General features: G+C 64.2%; 24 protein-coding genes. 18 read left to right on the top strand and 6 right to left on the bottom strand.

Features of this window, described 5'->3' with window-relative positions:
* Positions 1-29: 29 nt before the first annotated feature.
* From PMI42_RS25745 to PMI42_RS25730, 5 genes are all read left to right on the top strand, one after another.
* Positions 30-443, top strand: coding sequence for a hypothetical protein (locus PMI42_RS25745; protein ID WP_008139518.1), 414 nt, complete (start codon positions 30-32; stop codon positions 441-443).
* A gap of 159 nt (positions 444-602) precedes the next feature.
* Positions 603-902 (top strand): hypothetical protein, encoded by a 300-nt coding sequence (locus PMI42_RS39755; protein ID WP_008139516.1) that lies wholly within the window; start codon positions 603-605, stop codon positions 900-902.
* On the top strand, positions 899-1,132 hold the full coding sequence (locus PMI42_RS39750; RefSeq protein ID WP_008139512.1) for a hypothetical protein: 234 nt from the start codon (positions 899-901) through the stop codon (positions 1,130-1,132). The genes PMI42_RS39755 and PMI42_RS39750 overlap by 4 nt, the downstream gene beginning before the upstream one ends.
* 133 nt (positions 1,133-1,265) lie before the next feature.
* Positions 1,266-1,433, top strand: a complete 168-nt coding sequence (locus tag PMI42_RS40120) for a hypothetical protein (RefSeq protein WP_008139510.1) — start codon at positions 1,266-1,268, stop codon at positions 1,431-1,433.
* Between the two features lie 61 nt (positions 1,434-1,494).
* The gene (locus PMI42_RS25730) at positions 1,495-1,902 is read left to right on the top strand and encodes a hypothetical protein (RefSeq protein ID WP_008139507.1); all 408 of its coding nucleotides are present in this window, start codon (positions 1,495-1,497) and stop codon (positions 1,900-1,902) included.
* A gap of 31 nt (positions 1,903-1,933) precedes the next feature.
* Here the strand turns inward: PMI42_RS25730 and PMI42_RS25725 are convergent, their stop codons facing one another.
* Positions 1,934-2,632, bottom strand: a complete 699-nt coding sequence (locus PMI42_RS25725; RefSeq protein WP_008139505.1) for a GntR family transcriptional regulator — start codon at positions 2,630-2,632, stop codon at positions 1,934-1,936.
* A gap of 132 nt (positions 2,633-2,764) precedes the next feature.
* Here PMI42_RS25725 and PMI42_RS25720 point away from each other — a divergent pair, with 132 nt between their 5' ends.
* The 9 genes from PMI42_RS25720 (at position 2,765) to PMI42_RS25680 (ending at position 14,389) form a co-directional block, all read left to right on the top strand.
* Positions 2,765-3,664: a VOC family protein gene (locus PMI42_RS25720; RefSeq protein WP_008139504.1), complete on the top strand. Its 900-nt coding sequence runs from the start codon at positions 2,765-2,767 to the stop codon at positions 3,662-3,664.
* Entirely contained in the window at positions 3,661-5,289 is a 1,629-nt protein-coding gene (locus tag PMI42_RS25715) for a bifunctional 3-(3-hydroxy-phenyl)propionate/3-hydroxycinnamic acid hydroxylase (protein ID WP_008139501.1), read from the top strand. The genes PMI42_RS25720 and PMI42_RS25715 overlap by 4 nt, the downstream gene beginning before the upstream one ends.
* Positions 5,286-6,131: a fumarylacetoacetate hydrolase family protein gene (locus PMI42_RS25710; protein ID WP_008139499.1), complete on the top strand. Its 846-nt coding sequence runs from the start codon at positions 5,286-5,288 to the stop codon at positions 6,129-6,131. Before PMI42_RS25715 ends, PMI42_RS25710 begins: the two co-directional genes overlap by 4 nt.
* A gap of 107 nt (positions 6,132-6,238) precedes the next feature.
* On the top strand, positions 6,239-7,216 hold the full coding sequence (locus PMI42_RS25705) for a Bug family tripartite tricarboxylate transporter substrate binding protein (protein ID WP_008139498.1): 978 nt from the start codon (positions 6,239-6,241) through the stop codon (positions 7,214-7,216).
* A gap of 185 nt (positions 7,217-7,401) precedes the next feature.
* Positions 7,402-9,651 carry a patatin-like protein gene (locus PMI42_RS25700; protein WP_008139496.1) on the top strand — a complete coding sequence of 750 codons (2,250 nt, stop codon included), beginning with the start codon at positions 7,402-7,404 and terminating at the stop codon, positions 9,649-9,651.
* 47 nt (positions 9,652-9,698) lie between these two features.
* Positions 9,699-10,781 carry a DUF3376 domain-containing protein gene (locus tag PMI42_RS25695; RefSeq protein WP_008139494.1) on the top strand — a complete coding sequence of 361 codons (1,083 nt, stop codon included), beginning with the start codon at positions 9,699-9,701 and terminating at the stop codon, positions 10,779-10,781.
* Between the two features lie 126 nt (positions 10,782-10,907).
* Positions 10,908-12,371: a GH1 family beta-glucosidase gene (locus PMI42_RS25690; RefSeq protein ID WP_008139492.1), complete on the top strand. Its 1,464-nt coding sequence runs from the start codon at positions 10,908-10,910 to the stop codon at positions 12,369-12,371.
* 125 nt (positions 12,372-12,496) lie between these two features.
* Positions 12,497-13,729, top strand: a complete 1,233-nt coding sequence (locus tag PMI42_RS25685) for an acetyl-CoA C-acetyltransferase (RefSeq protein ID WP_008139490.1) — start codon at positions 12,497-12,499, stop codon at positions 13,727-13,729.
* A 357-nt stretch (positions 13,730-14,086) separates the two neighbouring features.
* A complete protein-coding gene (locus PMI42_RS25680; RefSeq protein ID WP_008139488.1) occupies positions 14,087-14,389 on the top strand; it encodes an HU family DNA-binding protein in 303 nt (100 codons plus the stop codon).
* Positions 14,390-14,459: 70 nt separating this feature from the next.
* Here the strand turns inward: PMI42_RS25680 and PMI42_RS40115 are convergent, their stop codons facing one another.
* The 4 genes from PMI42_RS40115 to PMI42_RS25665 form a co-directional block, all read right to left on the bottom strand.
* A complete protein-coding gene (locus tag PMI42_RS40115; protein WP_008139485.1) occupies positions 14,460-14,615 on the bottom strand; it encodes a hypothetical protein in 156 nt (51 codons plus the stop codon).
* A 5-nt stretch (positions 14,616-14,620) separates the two neighbouring features.
* A complete protein-coding gene (lon, locus tag PMI42_RS25675; RefSeq protein WP_008139484.1) occupies positions 14,621-17,038 on the bottom strand; it encodes an endopeptidase La in 2,418 nt (805 codons plus the stop codon).
* Between the two features lie 8 nt (positions 17,039-17,046).
* Positions 17,047-17,430, bottom strand: coding sequence for an Hsp20/alpha crystallin family protein (locus tag PMI42_RS25670; RefSeq protein ID WP_008139483.1), 384 nt, complete (start codon positions 17,428-17,430; stop codon positions 17,047-17,049).
* A gap of 186 nt (positions 17,431-17,616) precedes the next feature.
* Entirely contained in the window at positions 17,617-18,186 is a 570-nt protein-coding gene (locus PMI42_RS25665; protein ID WP_008139482.1) for a YciE/YciF ferroxidase family protein, read from the bottom strand.
* 143 nt (positions 18,187-18,329) lie between these two features.
* Between PMI42_RS25665 and PMI42_RS25660 the strand changes: the two genes are divergently transcribed.
* From PMI42_RS25660 to PMI42_RS25650, 3 genes are all read left to right on the top strand, one after another.
* On the top strand, positions 18,330-18,956 hold the full coding sequence (locus PMI42_RS25660) for a MarC family protein (protein WP_008139481.1): 627 nt from the start codon (positions 18,330-18,332) through the stop codon (positions 18,954-18,956).
* Positions 18,957-19,147: 191 nt separating this feature from the next.
* Complete coding sequence (locus tag PMI42_RS25655; protein WP_193376349.1) at positions 19,148-19,801, top strand: L-fuculose-phosphate aldolase; 654 nt, start codon at positions 19,148-19,150, stop codon at positions 19,799-19,801.
* 8 nt (positions 19,802-19,809) lie between these two features.
* The gene (locus tag PMI42_RS25650; protein ID WP_008139479.1) at positions 19,810-21,597 is read left to right on the top strand and encodes a chloride channel protein; all 1,788 of its coding nucleotides are present in this window, start codon (positions 19,810-19,812) and stop codon (positions 21,595-21,597) included.
* Between the two features lie 49 nt (positions 21,598-21,646).
* Here PMI42_RS25650 and PMI42_RS25645 read toward each other — a convergent pair whose 3' ends face one another.
* A complete protein-coding gene (locus PMI42_RS25645) occupies positions 21,647-21,904 on the bottom strand; it encodes a DUF2798 domain-containing protein (RefSeq protein WP_008139478.1) in 258 nt (85 codons plus the stop codon).
* 302 nt (positions 21,905-22,206) lie between these two features.
* Between PMI42_RS25645 and PMI42_RS25640 the strand changes: the two genes are divergently transcribed.
* Positions 22,207-22,596, top strand: coding sequence for a hypothetical protein (locus PMI42_RS25640; protein ID WP_008139477.1), 390 nt, complete (start codon positions 22,207-22,209; stop codon positions 22,594-22,596).
* The last annotated feature ends 280 nt before the right edge of the window (positions 22,597-22,876 follow it).

Genomic DNA, 22,876 nt, shown 5'->3' with positions numbered 1-22,876 from the left:
CTGAGAGCGGGGGCAGGGCAGGAAGGTCCATGCGCCGCACCGCCGCGCGGACGGCTTGCATAAAATATCCTGCTTCCGGCATCATGCTGCCGGAGGCTCGCACTGCCGTGGCGTTGAAAAATCCGGACGCAGTCGCCGCTATCGTTGCGGCGCTTCGACATGTTTACGGTGACGAGGTCGCGCGCCTGATGCTCGTCGAGGGCATGAGTCTCGCCAACTTGATCGATGCAATGTTTTCCGCGTCTTTGACCCACCGCGAAGCGGTGAAAGCAATGACCGACGGACTGGACGATTTCGTCATTTCGCCTGATCTCGGCGGCGTGTGGCACCTCAAATACATTTATGGAGACCAGCCCGGCTCCCTCCATGTCGTGGACATGGAGATTGCGACCCCGAACGGCGTGCTGGCGAGCAGGGATATCTGGCTTCGTCTGTCTTCCTAGGGAGCGCCGGAGCGTTGCGTTTCTCGGGGCCTGCATCACCGAGATCCATCGCGCCGCGCCCCTGACGGGACGTGCGGCCGGCTTACGTTCTACCTTAGGCCGATTGACACAATGTTCATGATTTGTTCTTATGCTGGTCGTCCAGCCAGGGAGCGAGCCATGGACAACAGAATCAACGAAATCCGCCGAGTTATCAGAGCGTTGCGTGTCAGCATGCGTGAGGCTGAAGCCATCATGCACGAGCAGATCAACCGCGACGAGGACTGCACCTTCGTCGCCGAGGAGGTCATGAAGATGCGCGTCGTCATGAGCGGGCTTGTTCAGGAGCGCGCCGCTCTTGGGGATACCGATCCGATCGTCGTCGCCAGCCTCTTCGTTCCGCGCCGGCGGCCGGCGCCATCGCGTGGTCGTCTCGAGCCGCGCCGCCTTGTGCCGCCGCGAGAGGTGGCCCAGGCATGAAAGTCGAGGGGCTGGCCTATTTCTCCGATATGCAGGAGCCGCCGGAGTTTCTGAAGGCGCTCGATCATGCGCGGCGCCTGTCCTGCTATGAGGGTTGGTGCCGGATGCACATCGAGGCCATCCAGGTCGCGATCGACCAATACGCGGAGGCGGCGCTCGGCAATCGGGAGTTCTTCCTCAACAAGCCGCACAGCATCGGCGCGAGTCGGAGGAACGGCGGCGTGTCGTGAGATTGCGTGGCGGCACGCGGGCGGAGCTTGGCGCCCTTTGCCCTTTACCGATCGGAAACCATGGCAAATGATCCGAAAACTTTAACGAAACTGTTCGGCCTTCTCCGCGTCGGTTCACCGGAGGGCCCGTCTGATGACAGAGCACCAGTTAAGAGAGCAGGAATTCCAGATCGCGCGTTACAGGCGCCTGGAGCGCGAAGTCACCGATCCGCTGGCCGTGGGTCTGCTTCACATCATCATCGAAGATCTCGAAGCCGGGCTGCGCAAGGACCATCCGGATTGGCACGGGCGGCGGGATTAACGCTTTGTTAGCGCTGATCATGTGGATGATCGGCGTGGGAAGACCAGGGGAGACTGCTCCCATGCTGAAGGACGGTACCTACGCGGCGTGGTACAAGACGCCGCTCGACCAGGGCACCGGGATCGTCCATGTCGCTGATGGCCAGATCTGGGGCCGCGACAGCCTGATGACGTATCACGGCTCCTGCAAGATCGACGGCGATCGCTTCACCGCGACCGTGTCGACCAAGCGTCATACCGACGGGCGCGCAACGGTCTTCGGCGTCGAAGACGACCTCACGCTGGAGATCGAGGGGACGTGCCCCGGCAAGATCGCGACTTACACCGCGACCGCAGGACAGGCGCCGGGCGTCGTCCTGCAGGGAACGCTCATTCGGACGGAGCAGCCGCAGCCGGCCCCTGAACCAACCGGGCAGATCCCACCGTTCAATCCGGACAGGCTTCCAAAGCTGCCGAAGCGCTCGCGCTGATCGCGGTGCGCTCTATGTTCCCAAGACGGGGCTACGCCAGCAATCCGTCGAGGTCGGAATAGATGACGTCGGCGGTGCGGCGATAGTGCTGCTGAAGCAGACGCACGGCCTGCTCGCTGTCCCTGGCGAGAACCGCCTGAAGGATGTCACTGTGCTCGGCGCCGACCTTGCGCGCGGGGTAGGCCTTCGCGATCGACATCATGCGATAGCGATAGAGCCGGTCGGCGAGTTGCTCGCAGAAGCCGAGCAGAGGCCGTGAACCGCAAAGACCGATCAGCGTCGCGTGAAACGCGCGATGCACCTTCTCCCAGTCCGGATTGTCCTCGAATGTGTCGGGCTGAAGCGAGCGCGGCGTGCGGTCGAGCCGGTGATGCGCCACCAGCAGAGCCTCTTCCCAAGCCTGGGTCGCATTCTGCATGGACTCGCGAAGTGCGAGGCCTTCGACCCAGCATCGCGTCTTGGTCAGTTCCTGGAGCTCCTCCTTGCTGACCTCCTTCACATAGAAGCCGCGCTGCTCCATGCCGACGACGAACTCCTCGGTCGTCAAGCGGTTGAGGGCCTCGCGCAGCGGGGTCTGCCCGACATTGTACTGCTCCATCAGGAAGCGCGACTGCAGCTTTCGTCCGGGCTCAAGCCGCGTGGTCAGGATGTCGGCCTTGAGGCGCGCGTAGATCGTGGTCGCCAGCGTTGCCGGCTGGTCCACTTTCTGGCTTGGCAGGTCAGAGCTCATGGGCATCCATCGGAATCTCTGCGCTTGTGTACATTAGCAGAGTTCGGCCCAATTATTTATAAATTTTGGCTTTACGATAAATTTTGTACAGATTAAAGCATTGGCGTTCGCGTCCCCCGACGAGGAAGCTCCATGTCCGACTTTCCGGTGACGGCCCTGCGCAGCGTCGAGGTCACGACGCCGCACCTCGCCGGCTCGGTCGAGTTCTACCGCAAGGTCTGGGGCCTCGACGTCGCGGCGGAAGCGGATGGCACGGTGTACCTTGCCGCAACGGGCAGCGACTTCCACGTTCTCGAGCTCACGCCGGGTGAGGCGACTTCGCTCCGCAAGATCAGCTTCCGCGTCCGCTCGCACGAAGACCTGCATCGCCTGCTCGCGCGTGCGCAGCAGGCCGGCTGTGTGGTGATCAGCTCGCCCGCGCCATCGCCTGCGCCGTCGGGCGGGACAAGTTTTGTGGTTCGCGAACCGCAGGGCTGCACCATGGAGTTCGTCCATGGCGATCGGACCAAACCTGCTTGCGTGATCGCCGATCGCCCCGAGCGGCTGGCGCATGTCAACATCAACAGCGCCGATATCGAACAGCTCTCGGCCTTCTATCGGGACGTTCTGGGCTTTCGGCTGTCGGACCGGTCGAAGCTGATGGCGTTCCTGTGCTGCAACAGCGATCACCATGCGATCGTGCTTGCGGAAGCCCCTCGCAACGGCCTCAATCATATCGCCTTCCTGATGCCTGATCTGGAGTCCGTCATGCGCGGCTCCGGTCGCATGGTGGATCACGGCCATCCGATCGGCTGGGGCGTCGGCCGTCACGGCCCGGGCGACAACGTGTTCGCCTATTTCGTCGATCCGGCCGGTGCCGTTATCGAATACACCGCCGAAGTCCTCCAGATCGACGACAGCTATGTCGCGAAAGGTCCGAACGATTGGGTCTGGCCGCCGGGACGAACCGATCAGTGGGGCATCGCGCCGCCCAAGTCCGACGCCTGCAAGACAGCGCAGCTCGCAATTCCCTTCACGACGGCGCGCGCATGATGACGGCTGGCGCCACCGACTATGACGTGCTCGTCGTCGGCTTCGGGCCATCAGGCGCCGTTGCCGCAGGCCAGCTCGGCCGCCTCGGTCATCGCACGCTGGTCATCGACCGGCTCACGGATGTCTATGACAAGCCACGCGCGATCGCGCTCGATCACGAGATTTTCCGTCACTTCGACAATATGGGTCTCGCCGAGGCGATCTCGCCCCACGTCGAGCCCTTCACCGCATCGGAGCATTTTGGCGTCGATGGCCAGTTGATCCGGCGCATCGACATGGTCGCAAAGCCCTATCCGCTCGGCTACACGCCGAGCATGGTGTTCAGCCAGCCCGCGGTCGAGGCCGAGCTGCGCCGCCATGCGACAAGCTTTTCCAATGTGCGCGCCGAGCTTGGCGTCGAATTGCTCGATCTCGTTCAAATGCCGGATCGCGTCGAGGCACGCCTGAAGGACCCCGATGGACGGCAGCGTTCCGTCACCGCGCGCTATGTGCTCGGCTGCGACGGCGCCTCGAGCACCGTGCGGCAGATCGCAGGTCTCGGGCTCGAGGATCTCGTCTTCGATGAACCCTGGCTCGTGGTCGACGTGCGCGTGAACGCGAGCGCGCTTCACAAATTGCCGCAATGCTCTGCGCAATTCTGCGATCCGGCGCGCCCCGTGAGCTTCCTGATTGGCCCGAATAACCACCGCCGCTGGGAGATCATGCTGCTGCCCGGCGAAGACGCGCGGCAGATGGAGCGGCCCGATCATGTCTGGAAGCTGCTCGCGCCCTGGCTCACGCCGCAGGACGGGGAGTTGTGGCGGGCGGCCTCCTACCGCTTCCACGCCCTCGTTGCCGACGATTGGCGCAACGGCAGGATCCTGATTGCCGGCGACGCCGCGCATCAGCAGCCTCCCTTCATCGGCCAGGGCATGTGCCAGGGCCTGCGCGACGCGACCAACCTGGTCTGGAAGCTGGATCGGGTGCTCAGGGGCCTGTCCTCCGACAGCCTGCTCGACAGCTACACGGTCGAGCGCAAGCAGCACGTCATCGAGCTGACCGGCAAGATCAAGGCGATCGGCCAATCGATCTGCGAGCGCAATCCCGTGGCGGCGCGGCGGCGTGACGCGCGGGCCCTGGCCGATGGCGGCGGCAAGCCGCTGCTCCTGACGCGGCAGGAGATCATTCCGCCGCTGCGCGCGGGATTTCTGTCGGATCATGACGCGCCGGCGCGCGGCAGCCTGTTTCCGCAGCCGCGCATCGCGACCGGCGGGACGGTTCGCCTGCTGGACGAAGTCATCGGATCCGGCTGGCGGCTGCTCATCGATGGCCGCAGAGACGATGTCGCATCATTATTCATGCTCTCGCTGGTCGCTATGCGCCCCGACATCTCGGCGGCTGCAGTCGCGCCGCTCAGGGCCGGCGTGCCGAACGCGCTCGAGGAAACCGAGGCAGTCCTGGCCAGCTGGTTCGACCGTCACGGCGTTATCGCGGCGATCGTGCGGCCCGACCATTACGTCTTCGGCACCGCGCGCGACGCCACCGAGCTCGGTGATCTCCTGCATGAGATCGACGTGCGGCTTCACGACGTCCCGGCCGGGCGAGACAACGACATTTCCGATCTGAAAATGGAGAGAACACCGTGAAACTGACGACTGTAGCGATCGACGGCCGTACCACTTGGGGCCTTGTCGAAGGCGAGACCTTCTTCGATGTCGGTGCAGCGCTCAAGTCGCGCTATGCCGACCTCAGGGCGGCCATCGGCGCCGGCTTGTCGGGCGTGGCAGACGCAAGATCGGGGGCTGCTGCCACCCCGACCTCGAAGGTCACCTTTCTGCCGGTCATTCCGAATCCGGACAAAATCCTGTGCGTCGGTCTGAACTACGAGACCCATCGCAAGGAAACCGGCCGCGCGGAAGTCGCGCATCCCACCATCTTCCCACGCTACGCCAACAGCCAGACCGGACATCTGCAGCCGATCGTGCGGCCGCGCGTCTCGACCGACCTCGATTTCGAGGGCGAGCTTGCGGTCATCATCGGCAAGGCCGGTCGCTACATCTCCCGCGCTGACGCCATGACCCATGTCGCGGGCTACGCCTGTTACAATGACGGTAGCGTCCGCGATTTCCAACGTCACACGAGCCAGTTCACGCCGGGCAAGAATTTTGCGGACACTGGCGCCTTCGGTCCCTGGATGATGACGCCGGACGAACTCGGTCCGCTCGACAAGCTCCGCTTGCAGACCCGTCTGAATGGAGAGGTCATGCAGGAAGCACGCATCGAGCAGATGATCTTCGATATCCCGCGGCAGATCGAATACTGCTCCACGTTCACGCGGCTCGAGCCCGGCGACGTCATCGTCAGCGGAACGCCGGGGGGCGTTGGCTCGCGGCGCGAGCCGCCGCTCTGGATGAAGCCCGGCGATGTCGTCGAGATCGAGGTCGAGCGCCTCGGCGTGCTCAGGAATGTCGTCGCAGACGAAACCTGATCGAAGACGGCAGCCGGCGACGGCGTGAGGAGCGTGCTGCCCCGTACGCTCCTCAATGCAGACCAACAATAAAAGCCCGCAAAGCGGCGTCCCCAGGGAGGAACACCATGTCTGGACTATCCCGTCGTCTGCTGCTCGCCGGCGTTGCGCTCTGCTGCTCTGTTCCGGCCTTCGCGCAATCGTGGCCGCAGCGGCCCGTGACCGTCGTCGTGCCGCAGCCGGCGGGCAACAGCCCCGACGTGATGTGCCGCCTCATCACCGAAAAACTCTCGCGGGTCTTCGGGCAGCAGTTCATCGTCGAGAATCGGCCGGGGGCCGCAAACCTCGTCGGCACGCAGTCGGTCGCCCGTGCGGCGCCGGACGGTTACACATTCCTGTTCGCAACATCGGCGGCGCTCGTCACCAACCCCTACACCTTCAAGAAACTCCCCTACGATCCCGTGAAGGACTTCGTGCCGGTCGCGATGGTGGCCAAGAGCAACCACGTCCTTCTCGTCAATCCCGAGGTTAAGGCCAATACGCTGCCGGAATTGATCAAGCTCGAAAAATCGGCGCCGGGTTCGCTAAGCCTCGCCGTCGACGGTGCGCGCAACCTCTCGGGCCTGATCGCTCAAGCCATCAACAAGAGCGCCGGGACCGGCTTTGTCCTCATCCCCTACAACACGACCACGAATGCAGTGCAGGACGCCATCTCGGGCCGGATCCAGGTGACGATCCAGTCGGCATCGATCGCCGAGGCCTTCATCAAGGCGGGTACGCTGCGACCGGTTGCCGTTGCCGGAGCCAAGCGAATCGACTCCCTGCCGGACGTTCCCGCGATTGCGGAGACGCTGCAAAGCGTCGATCTCCAGGGCTGGTTCATGTTCATGGCCCCGGTCGGCACGCCCGCCGACATCGTCGAGAAGCTGAGCACCGAGATTGCGCGCGCCCTGGACTCGGCGGATGTCCGCGAGCGCGCGCCCACGCTCGGCTTCGATGTCAGCGTCGGCGATGCCGTGACGACGGCCGGCGCAAAGCGCTTCCTCGACGACCAGCTGGTCTCGTCCGGCAAGATCATTCAGGGGCTCGGCATCGAGCCGGAATAGCGCACGGATGGCGGCGCGCGCCGTGCCGCAATTCCACGAAATGGTTGCGTAAATGTCCGTTATCTCCTACAAATTGCAGGCACGGCAGACCCGTCCATATGGAGAGCTGCAGATCGTTTTAATTGCGCCGTAAGATCAGAGGGTCGGCCGCCGGATCAAATATTGCTTGAATCTGGGAGGCGAGGATGACTGGACCAGCGACGGTTGCCTGCACGTCCGCGACGCGGACCAATCTCTATTCGCGCGAGGTGCGCTTCGGCGTCGTCATGTATGGCGGCGTTTCGCTCGCGATCTACATTAACGGCGTGACGAACGAGCTGTACGAGATGGCCTGCGCGACGCCGAAGGGCGGTGACGAGCCGCGCAGCAAGCGCACGCGCGACGTCTACCGCAAGGCGTCCTGGCTGCTGCGCGACGAGGATCTGGCTGCACGCTATCTCACGCACCAGCTGCACCCGGACCTCGTTTGCGACCCGTTCGACGAGCGGGTGGCGGCGCCTCCGGGCCCGCGGACGCGCTTCGTGGTCGATACGATTGCGGGCACATCGGCCGGGGGGATCAATGGCCTGTTTCTCGCCAAGGCCCTTGCCAAAGGGCAGGAATTCGCGCCCCTGAAGCGGCTGTGGATCCAGGAGGGCGATATCGACGGCCTGCTCAACGACAAGGCTTCCTATGAGGGCCTGGAATACGCCAGGACCGATGGCCCGCCGCAATCGCTGCTCAACAGCGATCGCATGTACGTCAAGCTGGTCGAAGCGTTTCAGGGCATGACGAAGGCCCCTCCCGCGACGGGCGCGGCTGAGCATCCACTCGTCGACGAGATCGACCTGTTCATCACGACGACGGACATTCGCGGTGCCGTCGTCCCCCTGCGCCTGTTCGACAAGGTGGTCTACGAGAAGCGGTACAAGCAGGTCTACCACTTCCAGGCCCCTCATTTTGCGGACAAGTACATTCCGTTTCTCGCCTTCGCCGCGCGCTGTACCTCGTCCTTCCCGTTCGCGTTCGAGCCGATGTCCGTGGCGGACGCGCAACGCCTGAACGACGCGCGCCCGATCGGCGGCAGAATCGATTTCGACGAATGGAAGCCGTTTTTCACCGGGCTGGCCGCTGCGGATACCGAAGGTGACCGCTGGCGCAAGCGCGCTTTTGGGGACGGCGGCTATCTCGACAACAAGCCGTTCACCTATGTCGTCGATGCGCTGTCATCGCGCCTCGGCGGGCTTCCGATGGAACGCAAGCTGATCTACGTCGAGCCGTCTCCGACCAATCCGGAACTGGATCGCCAGGATTACGACCGAAAGCCCGATGCGATCGAAAACGCCCTGGGGGCGCTCTTCACGATCCCGCAGGACGAGACGATCAGGGAGGATCTCGAGGCCGTGCTGGCCCGCAACCGGCGCATCGAGCGGGTCGAACGGATCGTCCGTCAGGTCGAAATCGAAATCGAGGAGCGCGATGAGGACCCCTTCGCGCGTATTCAGCTAGGCAAGAACAACCAGGTGCCTTCCTGGCGCTCTCGCGACTTGCGCGACATGGTCAGGTATTACGGCGCTGCGTTCCTGCCATATCGACACCTGCGGATGATGACCGCGACGGACTATATCGCGGAGCAATTGGCCGTCTGGTGGGATGTCGATCGTCAATCCGATCGTCTCTACGCATTGAAGGCCATGGCCCGTCTGTGGCGCGAGCGGCGATACTACGAGACCAGGGATAACGCGGACGGTCGAGCCGACTCTGTGAACGCGTTTCTCGAAGACTACGACATCAAGTATTACCTGAGGCGTGCGAGCTTCATTCTGCGCAAGGTGCACCAGCTCCGGAGCCTTGTGCTCAAGCTCAAGCTGCCTGAGGCAAAGCAGGATTTATCCGACATCGAGAAGCACCTCCGCGAGCGATGGAAAGAGCTTGGAGCCATCGAACGCGAGCCTCTCCTCGCTGCGATGGTTTGCCTGGCCGATGGGCTTGGCAAAGCGATCGACGAGATCCGTAAAGTCATGCAGCTGCCATTTCCCGGGATTCGTGACGACGTCAGAAGCGAGCTCGATCCGGTGCTCTGTCTCCTTCTTGGCGAGGGGACCGTTTCGGAATTGGCGGCGGGGGCCGGGCCGGGGACGACGGTGCCGGTCTCGAACGACTTGCCGACTCCAAGTCCGCTGCGCACCCTCCAGGAAAACGTGTTCGCCAGAGCAAAGAAACTGTTTGAATACGCGTCGGCGGCAAACCAGACCCGCCTCCAAGCGGAGCTGGAAGGTCACATCGAGTATATGCGAGGTGCCTACGCCAAGGCGGTCCATCCTCCGCTCCCGACGGACCTGTCGGTTCATGGATTGCTCGGCCAGCCGAGGCTCGTCCCGAAGCTGAATGAGGACCGGTACAAGGTGATCATCGAGATCGGGGTTGTCGCGGTCTCGGCTACGAGGAATGCCTGAACACGGTCGAAGGAAGAGCCCTGCGCGAGTTTCTCGCCGCCTATTACATGCGGTTCGACGAATACGACCAGGTGAGCTTCCCGCTCTACTACGACACCGGAACCGGCGAGCCGTCGACCGTCGAGGTGGTTCGTATCAGCCCCGAAGATGCCTCGAGCTTGATCGACGAGCGCCACGACCAGGGCGCCGTCGCCCATCAGCGGCGCAAGCTTGCCGGTACGGCCCTGTTTCATTTCGGAGCCTTTCTCGATGCGCAGTGGCGGCGGAACGACATCATGTGGGGCCGGCTGGACGGTTGCGAGCGGATCCTGGACACGCTGTTTCCAGCGCCTGACGTCAAGCCGATCAGAGATGCGCTGCTCCGGGAGGCGCAACGCACGATCGTGCGCGAGGAGATGCAGCCCGAGGGATATGACGAGCTGATCGATCGTTTCGCCGGTGCGCTCGCGGAGCAGAAGAACGCGTCGCTCGAGGGGGCCTTCGAGGCTCTCTGGGGCCGGCTTTCGCTGACCGCCAGCGGGCTGCGACGCACGCAGATCGCACAGGCATTGAAGGCGGTTCTGGGCGACGAGGGAATGCTCAACTATGTGCGGGATCATTATGAAGTCGACCGCAAGCTCGATAGCGGGGCGACGCTGCGAACCAGCGCTCGTGCGCTGGCCATTACCGGTCAGATGCTGGAGGAATCCGAGAAGCGATATCGGCTGCCAATGTCGCGGATGATATGGGTCGCCCGCGGGGGCCGCGCGCTCCAGGCGCTGCTCACCGTTTCGACGCCCGGCAGCCTCAGCAAGTCGCTGTACCGTCACTGGCTCGTCTTGCTCTACGTTTTCGAGGCGGTCATCATCGTCGGTGCGCTGCTGTTGTCCGCAGAGCCGGCCCGCACCTTCGGCTTGACCGCTCTTGCCGTAACCTTCTTCCTGCACATGGCCAGCCTGATCACCGGGGACCTGATCGTGGGTAGACGAGGGTGGGTCAAGGTCGCCGTGTTCCTGCTCTCTTTTGTGGTGCTCGTGCTGGCTGCCCTGGGCTTGCTGGCGCTTCGTAGTGGGGGTCTTCGCGTGATCACATGCCCGGTTGCGCCCGAAGCGCAGGAGTGGCTGCGATGGGGGCTATGCAAGATCCTGTAGAAGCCGGCGCCATGAGGTCATGGAAAGGAGAATTCCTGCTATCAGGAATGTGCTGACCCCACTTTTCAAACCGGCTCCGGCTGGTCATTGTGCCGGCCCGAAACGAAGAGAAGCGGAGCAGCATCAATGTCGGACAAGGTCTCGCGTCGCCAGTTCGCGAAAATCGCGGGGCTGTCCGCAGCCAGTGTGGCAGGTCCTCTTGAACTCGCCGAGGCCAAGGCGGCCGCGGTATCGCGTCGCGGCAGCGGTTTCCCGGCGGGCTTCGTCTGGGGCACGGCGACCTCGTCCTATCAGGTCGAGGGCGCGGTCGACGAGGACGGGCGAGGGGCCTCGATCTGGGACAAGTTCGTCCGCATCCCCGGCAAGATCGAGGACGCCACCACCGGCGACCGCGCCAACGAACACTATCATCGCTATAAGGAAGACATCGCGCTCATCAAGGATCTCGGCTGCAAGGCCTATCGTTTCTCGATCGCGTGGCCGCGGGTGTTCCCCGACGGCGACGGCAAGCCGAACCCGAAGGGGCTCGACTTCTACAACCGCCTCGTCGACGAGCTCCTGAAGAACGGCATCGAGCCGTGGGCGACGCTCTATCACTGGGACCTGCCGCAATCGCTGCAGGACCGTTTTGGCGGCTGGCGGTCGACCGAGACCTGCAAGATCTTCGGCGATTACGCCGGCTACGTCGCCGAGCGGCTGACCGATCGCGTCAGGAACGTGTTCACGCTGAACGAGAGCGGCCGTTTCGTGCAGTTCGGTTATGGCCTCGGCATCGACGCGCCCGGCGTGACGCTGCCGCAGCGAGAGGTCAACCAGGTCAGGCACAACAGCGCGCTCGCGCACGGGATCGCGGTGCAGGCGGTGCGCGCGCGCGGCCGCCGCGGCACAAGGGTCGGGCCGGCCGAGAATATCGACGTCTGCGTTCCCGCGCTCGACACGCCCGAGCATGTCCGCGCCGCCGAGATCGCGCTGCGTGAGATGAATGCCGGCTATCTAAACGTCATCATGACGGGCCGGTACACCGACGCCTTCCTGAAATATGCGGGTGCCGACGCGCCGAAATACTCCGACGCGGAGCTGAAGATCATCGGATCGCCGGTCGACTTCCTCGGCCTCAACATCTACGCGCCGCAGAACTACGTGGTGCCGTCCGACCAGGGCGCGGGGTTCATGCCGCTGCCGATCCCGAAATCGTTCCCGCACATGAGTTCGGACTGGCTGCGCATTGCGCCTGAGACGATCTACTGGGTGCCGAAGCTGGCGGCCAAGATCTGGAAGACGGATGCGATCTACATCACCGAGAACGGCACCTCCGGTGACGACGTCGTGTCGCCCGACGGCAAGATCTACGACACCGACCGCATCATGTATCTGCGCAACTATCTCGCCCAGCTCCAGCGCGCCACCGCCGAAGGCGTGCCGGTGCGCGGCTATTTCCTCTGGAGCCTGATGGACAACTTTGAATGGGTGTTCGGGCTCAGCAAGCGCTTTGGGCTCTATCACGTCAATTTCGACACCCAGGTGCGGACGGCCAAGCTCAGCGCCAGCTACTATCGCAACGTCATCGCAAGGAACGCTGCGGGAGTGTAGCGCGAGGCAGTCCGATTTTACGCGCAGCGGAAAATCCGGGTGAGGGACGTGAACGCCGCACATTGACTCCACTGGCCCCCTGATTCAAAACCGTCCTCAACACTCATAACAAGAGGACGACGCCCATGACCGACGCGCTGATCATCGATGCCTGCCGCACCCCGCGAGGCGTCGGCAAGGCCGGCAAGGGGGCACTTTCCGGCATTCATCCGCAGCAGCTGGGCGCAACCGTGCTGCGCGCGCTCGCCGATCGCACCGGCATCAACACGGCTGACGTCGACGACATCGTCTGGGGTTGCAGCGCGCAGGTTGCAACGCAAAGCGGCGATCTCGGCCGCATGTCGGCGCTCGATGCCGGCTACGACGTCCGCGCCAGTGCGGTGACGCTGGATCGTTTTTGCGGCTCCGGCATCACCAGCGTCAACATGGCAGCAAGCTCGATCATGTCGGGCAGCGAAGACCTCGTCATCGCCGGCGGCTGCGAGATGATGTCGATGGAAGGACGTCGCGGCGGCGGTCCGATGATGATGGATTCGGGCAATCTGCGCCTTCGCGCACGGCACCCGCAATCGCATCAGGGCGTCTGCGCCGACGCGATCGCGACGATGGAAGGCATCACGCGAGGCGACGTCGATGCGCTCGGGCTCGAAAGCCAGAAGCGCGCCGCGCAGGCGATTGCCGGCGGCCACTTCAAGAAGAGCCTCGTGCCTGTCTATCGCGAGGACGGCAGCCTCGCGCTCGACCACGAAGAGTATCCGCGGCCGCAGACCACGATGGAGGGGCTCAGCAGCCTGAAGCCGGCATTCCCCGCCATCGCCGACTATGCGCTCGACGACAAGGGCACGACCTATCGCGGCCTGATCCTGCAGAAATATCCGGACCTGAACATCGACTTCGTGCATCACGCCGGCAATTCGTCCGGCGTCGTCGACGGCGCCGCCGCGATCCTTCTTGCATCGCCGGCTTACGCCAGCGCGCATGGCCTTAAAGCCCGCGCCCGCGTGGTGGCGATGGCCAATATGGGGGACTCGCCGACCCTGATGCTGAATGCGCCGGTGCCGGCGACGCGCAAGGTGCTGGCGAAGGCGGGGCTCACCATCGACGACATCGATCTGTTCGAGATCAACGAGGCCTTTGCGGTGGTCGCGGTAAAATACATCCGCGACCTCAAGCTCGACCGCGCCAAGGTCAACGTCAATGGCGGCTCGATCGCGCTCGGCCATCCCATCGGCGCGACCGGCTCGATCCTGATCGGCACCGTGCTCGACGAGCTCGAACGGCGCGACCTCAAGCGCGGTCTCGTCACCATGTGCGCGGCCGGCGGCATGGCGCCAGCCATCATCATCGAGCGCATTTAGCCTTCTTTCTTCACCTCTCCCCGTGAGAACGGGGAGAGGGAGAGCACCAGCAAACGCGGCTGCGGTGCGATCTGACCCTTATTTTCTAGGGCGAAACGCGCTTCTCCTCACACAAAGAGGCCGTTCATCGCTTGTCGAAAGCCGCGAATCAGCTTTAGCAAGGCTGCGTGCGGGCCTTTGAAACAAGGTAAAATCCGCTGCCTGAGGCTTCTCCCGCTCTGGAAGCAGCTAAAATGCAGGGTTTTTTGCCACAGGGGGCCAAAAAAGCCCGTAAAACCGCGACAAAACTGTGCAGAAGGCTATAGGCCTTCTCCGGTTGGTCTAATATGCAACCGGCAACGAATCAGAGGAGACACGATGCCAGCCCAAATGTCCAAATCGCAGTTGATCGAAAAGATTGCGACCGCCACCGAGCTTTCCAAGCGCGACGTCAAGAGCGTCATGGAGACGCTGACCGACGTCGGCCACAAGGAGCTCAAGAAGAACGGCCTGTTCCTGGTGCCGGGCTTCGCCAAGTTCGTGGTCATCAAGAAGCCCGCGACCAAGGCGCGCAAGGGCACCAACCCGTTTACGGGTGAAGAGATGATGTTCAAGGCCAAGCCGGCCCGGAAGATCGTCCGCGCCCGCCCGGTCAAGGCCGCCAAGGACGCCGTGGCCTGATAACGCAAAGGCCCCCTCGCAGGAGGGGGCCTTTTATGTTCGACGACCGCGAGGGCTGAAGCGGAGGGGTTCAGCCCTTGCGGCGCCTGATCCGGACCGGGACCGGCTGAAGCCGCGGCTCCGGTGCCGCAAGTGCATCGCGAACCCGGTCGATGGCACGATCGAGCAGTTGGCGCAGCCGCTGCGTTATGCCCGAGTTCTTCGCTTTTTCCAGCAGTTTCTTCATCGCCTTCACTCCGCTGCTTCGACCTTCGCACCGACTTTCGCACCGACCTGGGCCTCGACCGGTTCGAGCGCAGCCGCAATGGCCTCATCGACGCGCTCCAGCCAGATGAACTCGAGGTTGTCCCGCGCGCTCTTCGGGATGTCGTCGTAATCCCGCTTGTTGCGCGCCGGCAGCATCACCCGCTTCAATCCGGCAGCGGCCGCAGCCACCACCTTCTCCTTGATGCCGCCGACCGGCAGCACCAGCCCGCGCAGCGAGATCTCGCCGGTCATCGCCGTGTCGCTCCTCACCGTGCGATTGGTGAGCAGTGACGTCAGCGCCGTGAACATCGCAACGCCCGCGCTCGGTCCGTCCTTCGGGGTTGCGCCCGCGGGAACGTGAACGTGGATGTCGCTCTTCTCGAACAGCGACTGATCGATGCCGAGCTGCGGCGCCTTGCTCTTCACCAGCGTCAGCGCCGCCTGCACGCTCTCGCGCATGACCTCGCCGAGCTGGCCGGTCAGGATCATGCCGCCGCGGCCAGGCACGCGCGATGCCTCGATGAACAGGATGTCGCCGCCAACCGGCGTCCAGGCAAGGCCGGTGGCCACGCCCGGAATGCTGGTGCGCTGCGCGATCTCGCCCTCGAAGCGCGGCTGGCCGAGCACCGTGGCGATGTCCTTGGGCGTCACCACGACCTTCGCAGCCGAGCCTTCGGCGACCTGCACCGCGGCGTGGCGGAACACCTTGCCGATCTCGCGCTCGAGGTTACGCACGCCGGCCTCGCGGGTGTAGCCCTTGACGACCAGCTTCAGCGCCTCCGGCTCGATCTCGGCCTGCTCGGCCGTCAGGCCATTGGCCTCCAGCTGCCGCCGCACCAGATAGCGCTTAGCGATCTCCAGCTTCTCGTCCTCGGTGTAGCCGGCGAGACTGATCAGCTCCATGCGGTCCAGCAGCGGACCCGGAATCTGGTCCAGCATGTTGGCGGTCGCGATGAAGACCACGCGCGACAGGTCAAAGGGCACGCCCAGGTAATTGTCCCGGAACGTCCCGTTCTGCTCGGGATCGAGCACCTCCAGCATGGCGGCCGAGGGATCGCCCTGCACGCCGCGGCCCATCTTGTCGATCTCGTCCAGCATCATGACGCAGTTGCGGCTGCCGGCCTTCTTGATGCCCTGGATGATGTTGCCGGGCAGCGCGCCGATATAGGTACGCCGGTGACCGCGGATCTCGGCCTCGTCATGCACGCCGCCCAGGCTGACGCGCACGAAGGGGCGATCCATCGCGCGTGCGATGGATTGTCCGAGCGAAGTCTTGCCGACGCCGGGCGGGCCGACGAAGCACAGGATCGGGGCCTTGCCCTGCGGGGCGAGCTTGCGCACCGCCAGATATTCGATGATCCGGCTCTTGATCTTCTCCAGGCCGAAATGGTCGGCATCCAGGATGCGGCGCGCCTCCTTGATGTCGATCGGCTTCTCCGCGGGCAGCGCCCAGGGCAGCTCGATCAGCCAGTCCAGATAGGTGCGGACCATGCCGGACTCGCCGGCAGCCTCGGGCATGCGCTCGTAGCGGCGCAGCTCCTTCCTCGCATGCGCGTCCGCTTCCGGCGGCATGCTGGCCTTGGTGATGGCAGCCGTCAGCTCGGCGACCTCGGCCGCCTTGCCGTCGCCTTCGCCCAGCTGGCGCTGAATGGTCGCCATCTGCTCGCGCAGGATCGCCTCGCGCTGCCGCTCGTCGAAGGTGGCGCGGGTCTTCTGGCCGATCTCGTTGCTGATGCGCAGCACCTCCAGCCGCTCGGCCAGGTGCTTCGACACCTTCTCGACGCGCAAGGTGAGGTCGATGGTCTCCAGCACCTCCTGCTTGTCCTGCGGCTTGATGTCCATGAACGAGGTCGCCAGGTCCGCCAGCGCCCCCGGCGCGGTGGTGCTCTGGAACATCGCGACCAGCTCGGGCGGCGCCTGCGGCAGCAGCTCGATCGCCTCGATGGCCTGGCGTTGCAGGTTCAGGGCGCGCGCCTCGATCTCGGGCGAACTCGTGGTCGGCTCGGGGATCTGCTGGAAGCGCGCAACAGGGAACGGCGTCCCCGGCAGGAAGTCGAGGATGCGCGCGCGCTGCACGCCCTGGCAGACGATGTGATGAGTGCCGTCGGGCGCGGTGATGTAGCGCACGATGTTGGCGATGGTCGCGACCCGGTAGAGATCGTCCGGCCCGGGCTCCTCGATCTCGGGGCTGCGCTGCAGCACGATGCCGACCGGCCGCTGCTCGCGCAGCGCCTGCTGCGCGGCGGCGATGGACTTCGCCCGGCCGATCGCGATCGGCGCGATGGCGCCGGGAAACAGCACCATCTCGCGCACGGGAATGATGATCAGTGCGTCTTCGGGAATCTTCACGTCGGGACCGTTCTGGGAATTCGTCGGTTCGTTATTCATCTGTTCGGTGGCCATGATCGACCTCAGGATTTGGCGAGGCGCAGCGCGACGCAGCCGTCCATCACGAAGCGGCTGATGGCGTAGCGGCCAAGGGGCAATGCAATGCGGCGCTCGAAACGCCCCTGCGGCAATTCGAGCCGGTGGATGCGGGCGTTGCGAAGCTCCGGCGGAAGCGTGCGCTGGCCGGAGATGACGAGCACGCCGTCAAGGATGACAGTCTCGACATTGTCGGGATTGACGCCGGGAAGTGCCACCAGGATCAGAAGCTCATGCTCGGTCTCGAGCACGTCGATCGGCGGCTCCCAGCAGGCTTCCTGGCGGCCGAACTGCTGGCGCAGCCGTTCGGCGCGGGTGAGCGAGTCCAGGGCTTCGGACAGCATCCAGTCGAGGGGATTTTTCGGTTGCATGGCAAAACTCGGGGAAGGCGCTGCGGTTGGAAAACGAGGATATGGGGACGGTTCCCCGGAATTCCAGCATCGCGCGTTTTGGGCATGCCTGCCTCTCGAACCGTAACAGACCCTTGCGGCCAGACGCATCGACGCCGCGGAGATGCTCCGCGGCGTCAAAGGCAACAATGGGGCGAGCCGCGCCGATCAGGCGGCTTCGCGGTATTCTTCTTCCGCTTCGAGGTTGATGACCGAAGTCGCCAGCTCGCTCAGGGAGTGATCGGTTGCCTCCTCCTCGTCCAGCGTCGCCTGGAGCAACCTTGCCGCCTCCGGCATGCCGAGCTCCTCGGCCCAGGTGCGGAGCGTGCCGTAGCGGGAGATCTCGTAATGCTCGACGGCCTGAGCGGCTGCGAGCAGGCCGGCGTCGAGGGCAGGGGCGTTCTTGAAGTCCTTCATGATCTCGGCGCCCTCGTCGGTGATGCCGTTGATGGCCTCGCAGGGCTTGCCGCGCGCCGGCTTGTCCAGCATCTTGAAGATCTGCTCCAGACGTTTGACCTGGCCCTGCGTCTCGCGCAGATGCTTGTTGAAGGCCGCCGAAAGGTCCTTCGAATGCGCGGCCTTGGCCATCTTGGGCAGCGTCTTGATGATCTTGTTCTCGGCGTAATAGATGTCCTTCAGCGTCTCCAGAAACAGGTCGCTCAGCATCTTGGGCGCCTGACGCGGGCGGCGCGCCGCGCTCTTTTTCGGGTTCGCACGTTTCTTTGCTTGTCTAGCCATAAATCCTCCTCTTGAGGGGGACGGGAAGGCGATCCCGTCCTCAATCCTCGCGCGACCAAGACTCTGCGAGGGCAAATGTTCCTCGCGAAGGCCGTCTCGAGCCATTATGGATTGCGGCTGCACCCCGAATGAGACCCCGCCGCATGCTCGACTTCGCCCTGTCCGCCTTCGTGACGCTGCTGCTGGTGGTCGATCCGGTCGGCCTTGCGCCGGCCTTCCTTGCCGCGACCTCCGGCATGCCCGACACGGTCAAGCGCACGATCGCCCTGCGGGCGCCGCTGATCGCGGCCTCGATCCTGATCATGATCGCACTGGCCGGAAACTGGCTGCTGCGCCAGCTCGGGATCGGCATCCCCGCCTTCCAGATCGCCGGCGGGCTTTTGCTGTTCGGCGTCTCCTACCAGATGATCTTCGGCGACCGCCCGCATCGCGAGGCCCGCGAGGCCGACAAGGCGACCTCGGAGCACGCCTCCGACGTCGCGGTGTTCCCGCTGGCGATCCCCATGATGGCCGGCCCCGGCGCGATCGCGACCACGCTGCTGCTGACGGGCGATGCCGGCTACGGAGCGAAGCTCGCGATCATCATCGCGATCGTCCTCGCGGTGTGCGCGCTCTGCATGCTGTGCTTCGTCTCCGCCAGCCTGATCGCGCGCACCCTCGGGCGCACCGGCAATGCGGTGCTGTCGCGCGTGCTCGGCATGCTGCTCGCGGCCTATTCGGTGCAGTTCGTGATCAACGGAATTGCGGCGGTACGGGCGAGCCTGTCTTAGCCTGCCATCAGGCTGCGACAATCTGTTAAATTATTGATTTTACGGTCTATTTCGTGAGGCGCGCGGCCTGTCGGGACGTTGGCGCGCGATCCGGGCCGCTTTCGCTTGCACTGCCGCATTGCTTTGACGTACTCCCGGTCTAACAAACGTGCATCGCCAAGAAAGCGAGATGAAATCGAGATGAAATCGGGATGTCGATGACAGCGGACGAGCTCGCCAAGAGACAGGCCATCATCGACGCCTGCCGCCGCATGAACGCGCTCGGCATCAACCAGGGCACCTCGGGCAATATCAGCGTCCGGCATGCGGACGGGCTCCTGATCACGCCGACCAGCGTGCCCTATGAGGCCATGACGCCGGACCAGATCGTCTTCATGGCGATGGACGGCTCGCATGCCCCCCACCAGAAGCCGTCCAGCGAATGGCGCTTCCATCTGGACATCCTGAAAGCGCGCGACGACGTCAGCGCCGTCGTCCACGCCCACCCGACCTATTGCACCATCCTGGCGATCATGGGCATGGACATCCCGCCGGTGCACTACATGATCGCGGCCGCCGGCGGCGACAGCATCCGCTGCGCGCCCTATGCCACTTTCGGCACGGCGGAGTTGTCCGAGCACGCGCTGCGGGCGCTGTCAGGCCGGCTCGCCTGCCTGCTCGACCATCACGGCATGATCGCGATCGGCAGGACGCTGGACAAGGCGATGTGGCTCGCCGTCGAGGTCGAGACGCTGGCGCGGCAATATCACGGCTGCCTCCAGATCGGGAAACCGCCGCTGCTCTCCAGCGACGAGATCGAGCGGGTCCGCCAGCGCATGGCCGGCTACGGCCTGTCGGAAGGTTAGGGCAGGCGGTGTTCGCGCGGATCAGACATCTCACCGATCGCAAGGGATCGAACCGCGTCATGGTTCGGCTGCGCGCGCTGTTGCGCAGCAACGAGTTCTACCTGATCCCGCTGGCCCTCGTGATCGGCGCGCTGGCCGGCGCCATCGTGACGCTGATGGCCGAGATCGCGCAGATCGCCCATATGGTCATCTACGGCATTCCCGTCGATGTCCGCCTGTCCGCCAATGCGCGTGTCAGTCCCTGGGCGGCGCTGATCGCGCCCGCGCTCGGCGGACTGGCGCTCGGCATCATGGAATGGTCGCGGCGGCGGATGAAGATCTCCAGCGCCGTGGACCCGATCGAGGCGAACGCGCTGCGCGGCGGCAATCTGTCGATGCGCGACAGCGTGGTGGTGTCGAGCCAGACGCTGATCTCCAACGGCTGCGGCGCCTCGGTCGGCCTCGAGGCCGGTTATACCCAGATCGGCTCGGGCATCGCCTCGCTGTTTGGCAAGTTCTTCAACCTGCGCCGCAACGATCTGCGCCTGATCGTCGGCTGCGGGGCCGCCGCCGCGATCGCAGCTGCCTTCGGCGCGCCGATCACGGGTGCTTTCTACGCTTGCGAGCTGATCGTCGGCGTCTATTCGGTCGGCAGCGCCGCGCCGATCCTGGCGGCCTCGCTTGCCGGTGCGCTGACGGCGCAATGGCTCGGCGGCGCGCCGTATTCTCTGGAGATACCCAAGGTCAGCGCCGTCGGCGTCGAGCAATATCTGGCGCTGATCGGGCTTGCGCTCGTCACCAGCGGCGTCGGCATTGCCGTGATGCGCTCGTCCTCGATGTTCGAGCGCCTGTTCAAATGGCTGCCGGTCTGGCTCCGCCCCGCGATCGGCGGCCTCATCGTCGGCGGTTTTGCCATCATCACGCCGCAGGTGCTGGCGGCCGGCCACGGCGCCATGGTGCTCGATCTGTTTCACGACATGACGATCGGCCTGATCGCGCTGATCATCGCCCTCAAAGTGACGGCCTGTCTCATCTCGCTCGCCTCGGGCTTCCGCGGCGGTTTGTTCTTCGCCTCGTTGTTCGTCGGCAGCCTGATCGGAAAGTTCTTTGCCGCGGTGCTCCTGCTGATCAGTCCGGACTTCGTCATCGATCCGCTGGTGGCGATGCTGACCGGCATGGCGACGCTCGGGGTCGCCATCGTCGGCGGTCCCCTGACGATGTCGTTCCTCGTGCTCGAGATGACCCGAAACGTCGACGTCACCGCCGTGGTTTTGGCCGGCTGCATCGTCACCTCGATCTGCGTCCGCTTCATGTTCGGCCATTCCTTCTCGACCTGGCGCCTGCATCTGCGCGGCGAGACCATCCGCAGCGCCAACGACGTCGGCTGGCTGCGCAACCTCACCGTCGAGCGCTTGATGCGCTCCGACGTCGGCAAGGTGCCGTCGACCACGACCATTGCCGCAGTGCGCCGCGAATTCGCGCTGGGCTCGCGGCCGGGCGTCGTCATCGTCAACAATGCCGACGAATATGTCGGCCTCGTCCTCTTGCCGGACCTGTTCTCCAGCGATCTCGACACCATCGCCGACGACATCCAGGTGATCGAGCTCGCCCGCCTGATCGACATCGTGCTGATCCCGGAGATGAACGTGAAATCGGCGATGGCGGTGTTCGACGAGGCCGAAGCCGAAATGCTGGCGGTGGTCGATTCCACCGACAGCCGCAAGGTGGTCGGCTTCCTCACCGAGACCTTCGCCCGCCGCCGCTATGTCGAGGAGATCGACAAGGCCACGCGCGGCGTGCTGGGGGCGCTGTCGTAAGGTCACGCGGAAGCGGGACGGCGGGCGTCATCGCCGCCGTCCGCGCCTTCTATCGGCCTGGTTGAGATGGGGAAGCTACGATACAGGCCACGATCCGGCGGACCAGCGGCAGCACCATCAGCAGCGTTGGAAAGGCGACGAGCCATGACAGCCCCCAGGCGCCCGGCCATGTCGCGAGGAAGGCCGGCGTCGCGCCGAGGCTTCGGAGCGTCGAAATGACCGACACCACGGCCGTCATGAGGATGGACAGCACGAATGGCATTACGATCGGCGCATAGCGCGCCGGCAGTTTGCGAACCGCAATCATCTGATTTCTCTTGAAGAAAAGGACGCGTCAGTCACGTTGAACCCTGAAAAGTGCATCGATCCCGACGGCGTCGGTTGATGCGTTGGTTCACGTGAAACGCTTACGGCGACCGAAAAACGGCGCGGCTGTTCATTATCCGCTCAGGTTGAGTGGTGCAAGCTGGATCAGGCCGTTCGGTTTACAATCGTTCAAAGCGTGGCAGATTGCCGCGATCACGAAACCATTTCAGTGGTTTGCGCGTTATGGACCGCTTTCATATGTGTGTTTGACGTGTGTTTAGGTAAGAACAGAGGAAGGTCAAGATGAGTGGTAGACCCATGATTTCCGCCGCCGGCCGCAACGCGGTCCTGGCTGCGTTCGCCAGCCTGGCACTGGTCGCGACCTCTGCATCGCCCTCGGCTGCGGCGTCCTCGGGAGCGGCCAGGGCGGAGTCCGCAAAGGCGGTCACGGCCGGCCAGGCCTCCTCGGACGTCACCGATTTCAGCGCCGCACGCCGTCGCCACTATCGTCGCGGCTCGAACGCAGCGGGCCTTGCCTTCATGGGCGCCGCGGCAGGCATCATCGGCGGGGTGATCGCCGAGCAGCGGCGCCGCGACTATTATGAGGACCACTATTATTATCGCCCGCGTCCCTATTACGGCGGTCAGGGCTATTACGGCGGTAATCCTTATTATTACGATCCGGGCTACTGATACGGCCGTATCGGGCGCTCGCTTTCGACGTCGTCGTACCGGCGCGGACCGGTTCACTGGTCTGACCCACGCGTTTCCCGGTTTCATTTCAGGAGCGGTGCCCGGCACCGCTCCTTTTTATTGCTTGCGGACGATCCGCCGTTCGCCCCTGTTTCGCGCGCGTGTCAATCCTCTGCTGTAAAAATATTCCACTTTACCGAAATTCGGATTTGTCGTATGTATCGCCCATCCCGGCTCATCCTTGAGGGGCGATCATGTGGTCGTCTTGTTCGCGAGCCGG

This window comes from Bradyrhizobium sp. YR681, from assembly GCF_000282615.1.
Lineage (GTDB): Bacteria > Pseudomonadota > Alphaproteobacteria > Rhizobiales > Xanthobacteraceae > Bradyrhizobium.
Note: the sequence above shows the minus strand (reverse complement) of the source record. Positions and strands in the feature narration are given on the sequence as shown.

Coding starts and splice junctions, on each gene's coding strand:
- PMI42_RS25745 (WP_008139518.1), top strand. CDS start 30: ATGCGCCGCACCGCCGCGCGGACGGCTTGCATAAAATATCCTGCTTCC.
- PMI42_RS39755 (WP_008139516.1), top strand. CDS start 603: ATGGACAACAGAATCAACGAAATCCGCCGAGTTATCAGAGCGTTGCGT.
- PMI42_RS39750 (WP_008139512.1), top strand. CDS start 899: ATGAAAGTCGAGGGGCTGGCCTATTTCTCCGATATGCAGGAGCCGCCG.
- PMI42_RS40120 (WP_008139510.1), top strand. CDS start 1,266: ATGACAGAGCACCAGTTAAGAGAGCAGGAATTCCAGATCGCGCGTTAC.
- PMI42_RS25730 (WP_008139507.1), top strand. CDS start 1,495: ATGCTGAAGGACGGTACCTACGCGGCGTGGTACAAGACGCCGCTCGAC.
- PMI42_RS25725 (WP_008139505.1), bottom strand. CDS start 2,632: ATGAGCTCTGACCTGCCAAGCCAGAAAGTGGACCAGCCGGCAACGCTG.
- PMI42_RS25720 (WP_008139504.1), top strand. CDS start 2,765: ATGTCCGACTTTCCGGTGACGGCCCTGCGCAGCGTCGAGGTCACGACG.
- PMI42_RS25715 (WP_008139501.1), top strand. CDS start 3,661: ATGATGACGGCTGGCGCCACCGACTATGACGTGCTCGTCGTCGGCTTC.
- PMI42_RS25705 (WP_008139498.1), top strand. CDS start 6,239: ATGTCTGGACTATCCCGTCGTCTGCTGCTCGCCGGCGTTGCGCTCTGC.
- PMI42_RS25700 (WP_008139496.1), top strand. CDS start 7,402: ATGACTGGACCAGCGACGGTTGCCTGCACGTCCGCGACGCGGACCAAT.
- PMI42_RS25695 (WP_008139494.1), top strand. CDS start 9,699: ATGCGGTTCGACGAATACGACCAGGTGAGCTTCCCGCTCTACTACGAC.
- PMI42_RS25690 (WP_008139492.1), top strand. CDS start 10,908: ATGTCGGACAAGGTCTCGCGTCGCCAGTTCGCGAAAATCGCGGGGCTG.
- PMI42_RS25685 (WP_008139490.1), top strand. CDS start 12,497: ATGACCGACGCGCTGATCATCGATGCCTGCCGCACCCCGCGAGGCGTC.
- PMI42_RS25680 (WP_008139488.1), top strand. CDS start 14,087: ATGCCAGCCCAAATGTCCAAATCGCAGTTGATCGAAAAGATTGCGACC.
- PMI42_RS40115 (WP_008139485.1), bottom strand. CDS start 14,615: ATGAAGAAACTGCTGGAAAAAGCGAAGAACTCGGGCATAACGCAGCGG.
- lon (WP_008139484.1), bottom strand. CDS start 17,038: ATGGCCACCGAACAGATGAATAACGAACCGACGAATTCCCAGAACGGT.
- PMI42_RS25670 (WP_008139483.1), bottom strand. CDS start 17,430: ATGCAACCGAAAAATCCCCTCGACTGGATGCTGTCCGAAGCCCTGGAC.
- PMI42_RS25665 (WP_008139482.1), bottom strand. CDS start 18,186: ATGGCTAGACAAGCAAAGAAACGTGCGAACCCGAAAAAGAGCGCGGCG.
- PMI42_RS25660 (WP_008139481.1), top strand. CDS start 18,330: ATGCTCGACTTCGCCCTGTCCGCCTTCGTGACGCTGCTGCTGGTGGTC.
- PMI42_RS25655 (WP_193376349.1), top strand. CDS start 19,148: ATGTCGATGACAGCGGACGAGCTCGCCAAGAGACAGGCCATCATCGAC.
- PMI42_RS25645 (WP_008139478.1), bottom strand. CDS start 21,904: ATGATTGCGGTTCGCAAACTGCCGGCGCGCTATGCGCCGATCGTAATG.
- PMI42_RS25640 (WP_008139477.1), top strand. CDS start 22,207: ATGAGTGGTAGACCCATGATTTCCGCCGCCGGCCGCAACGCGGTCCTG.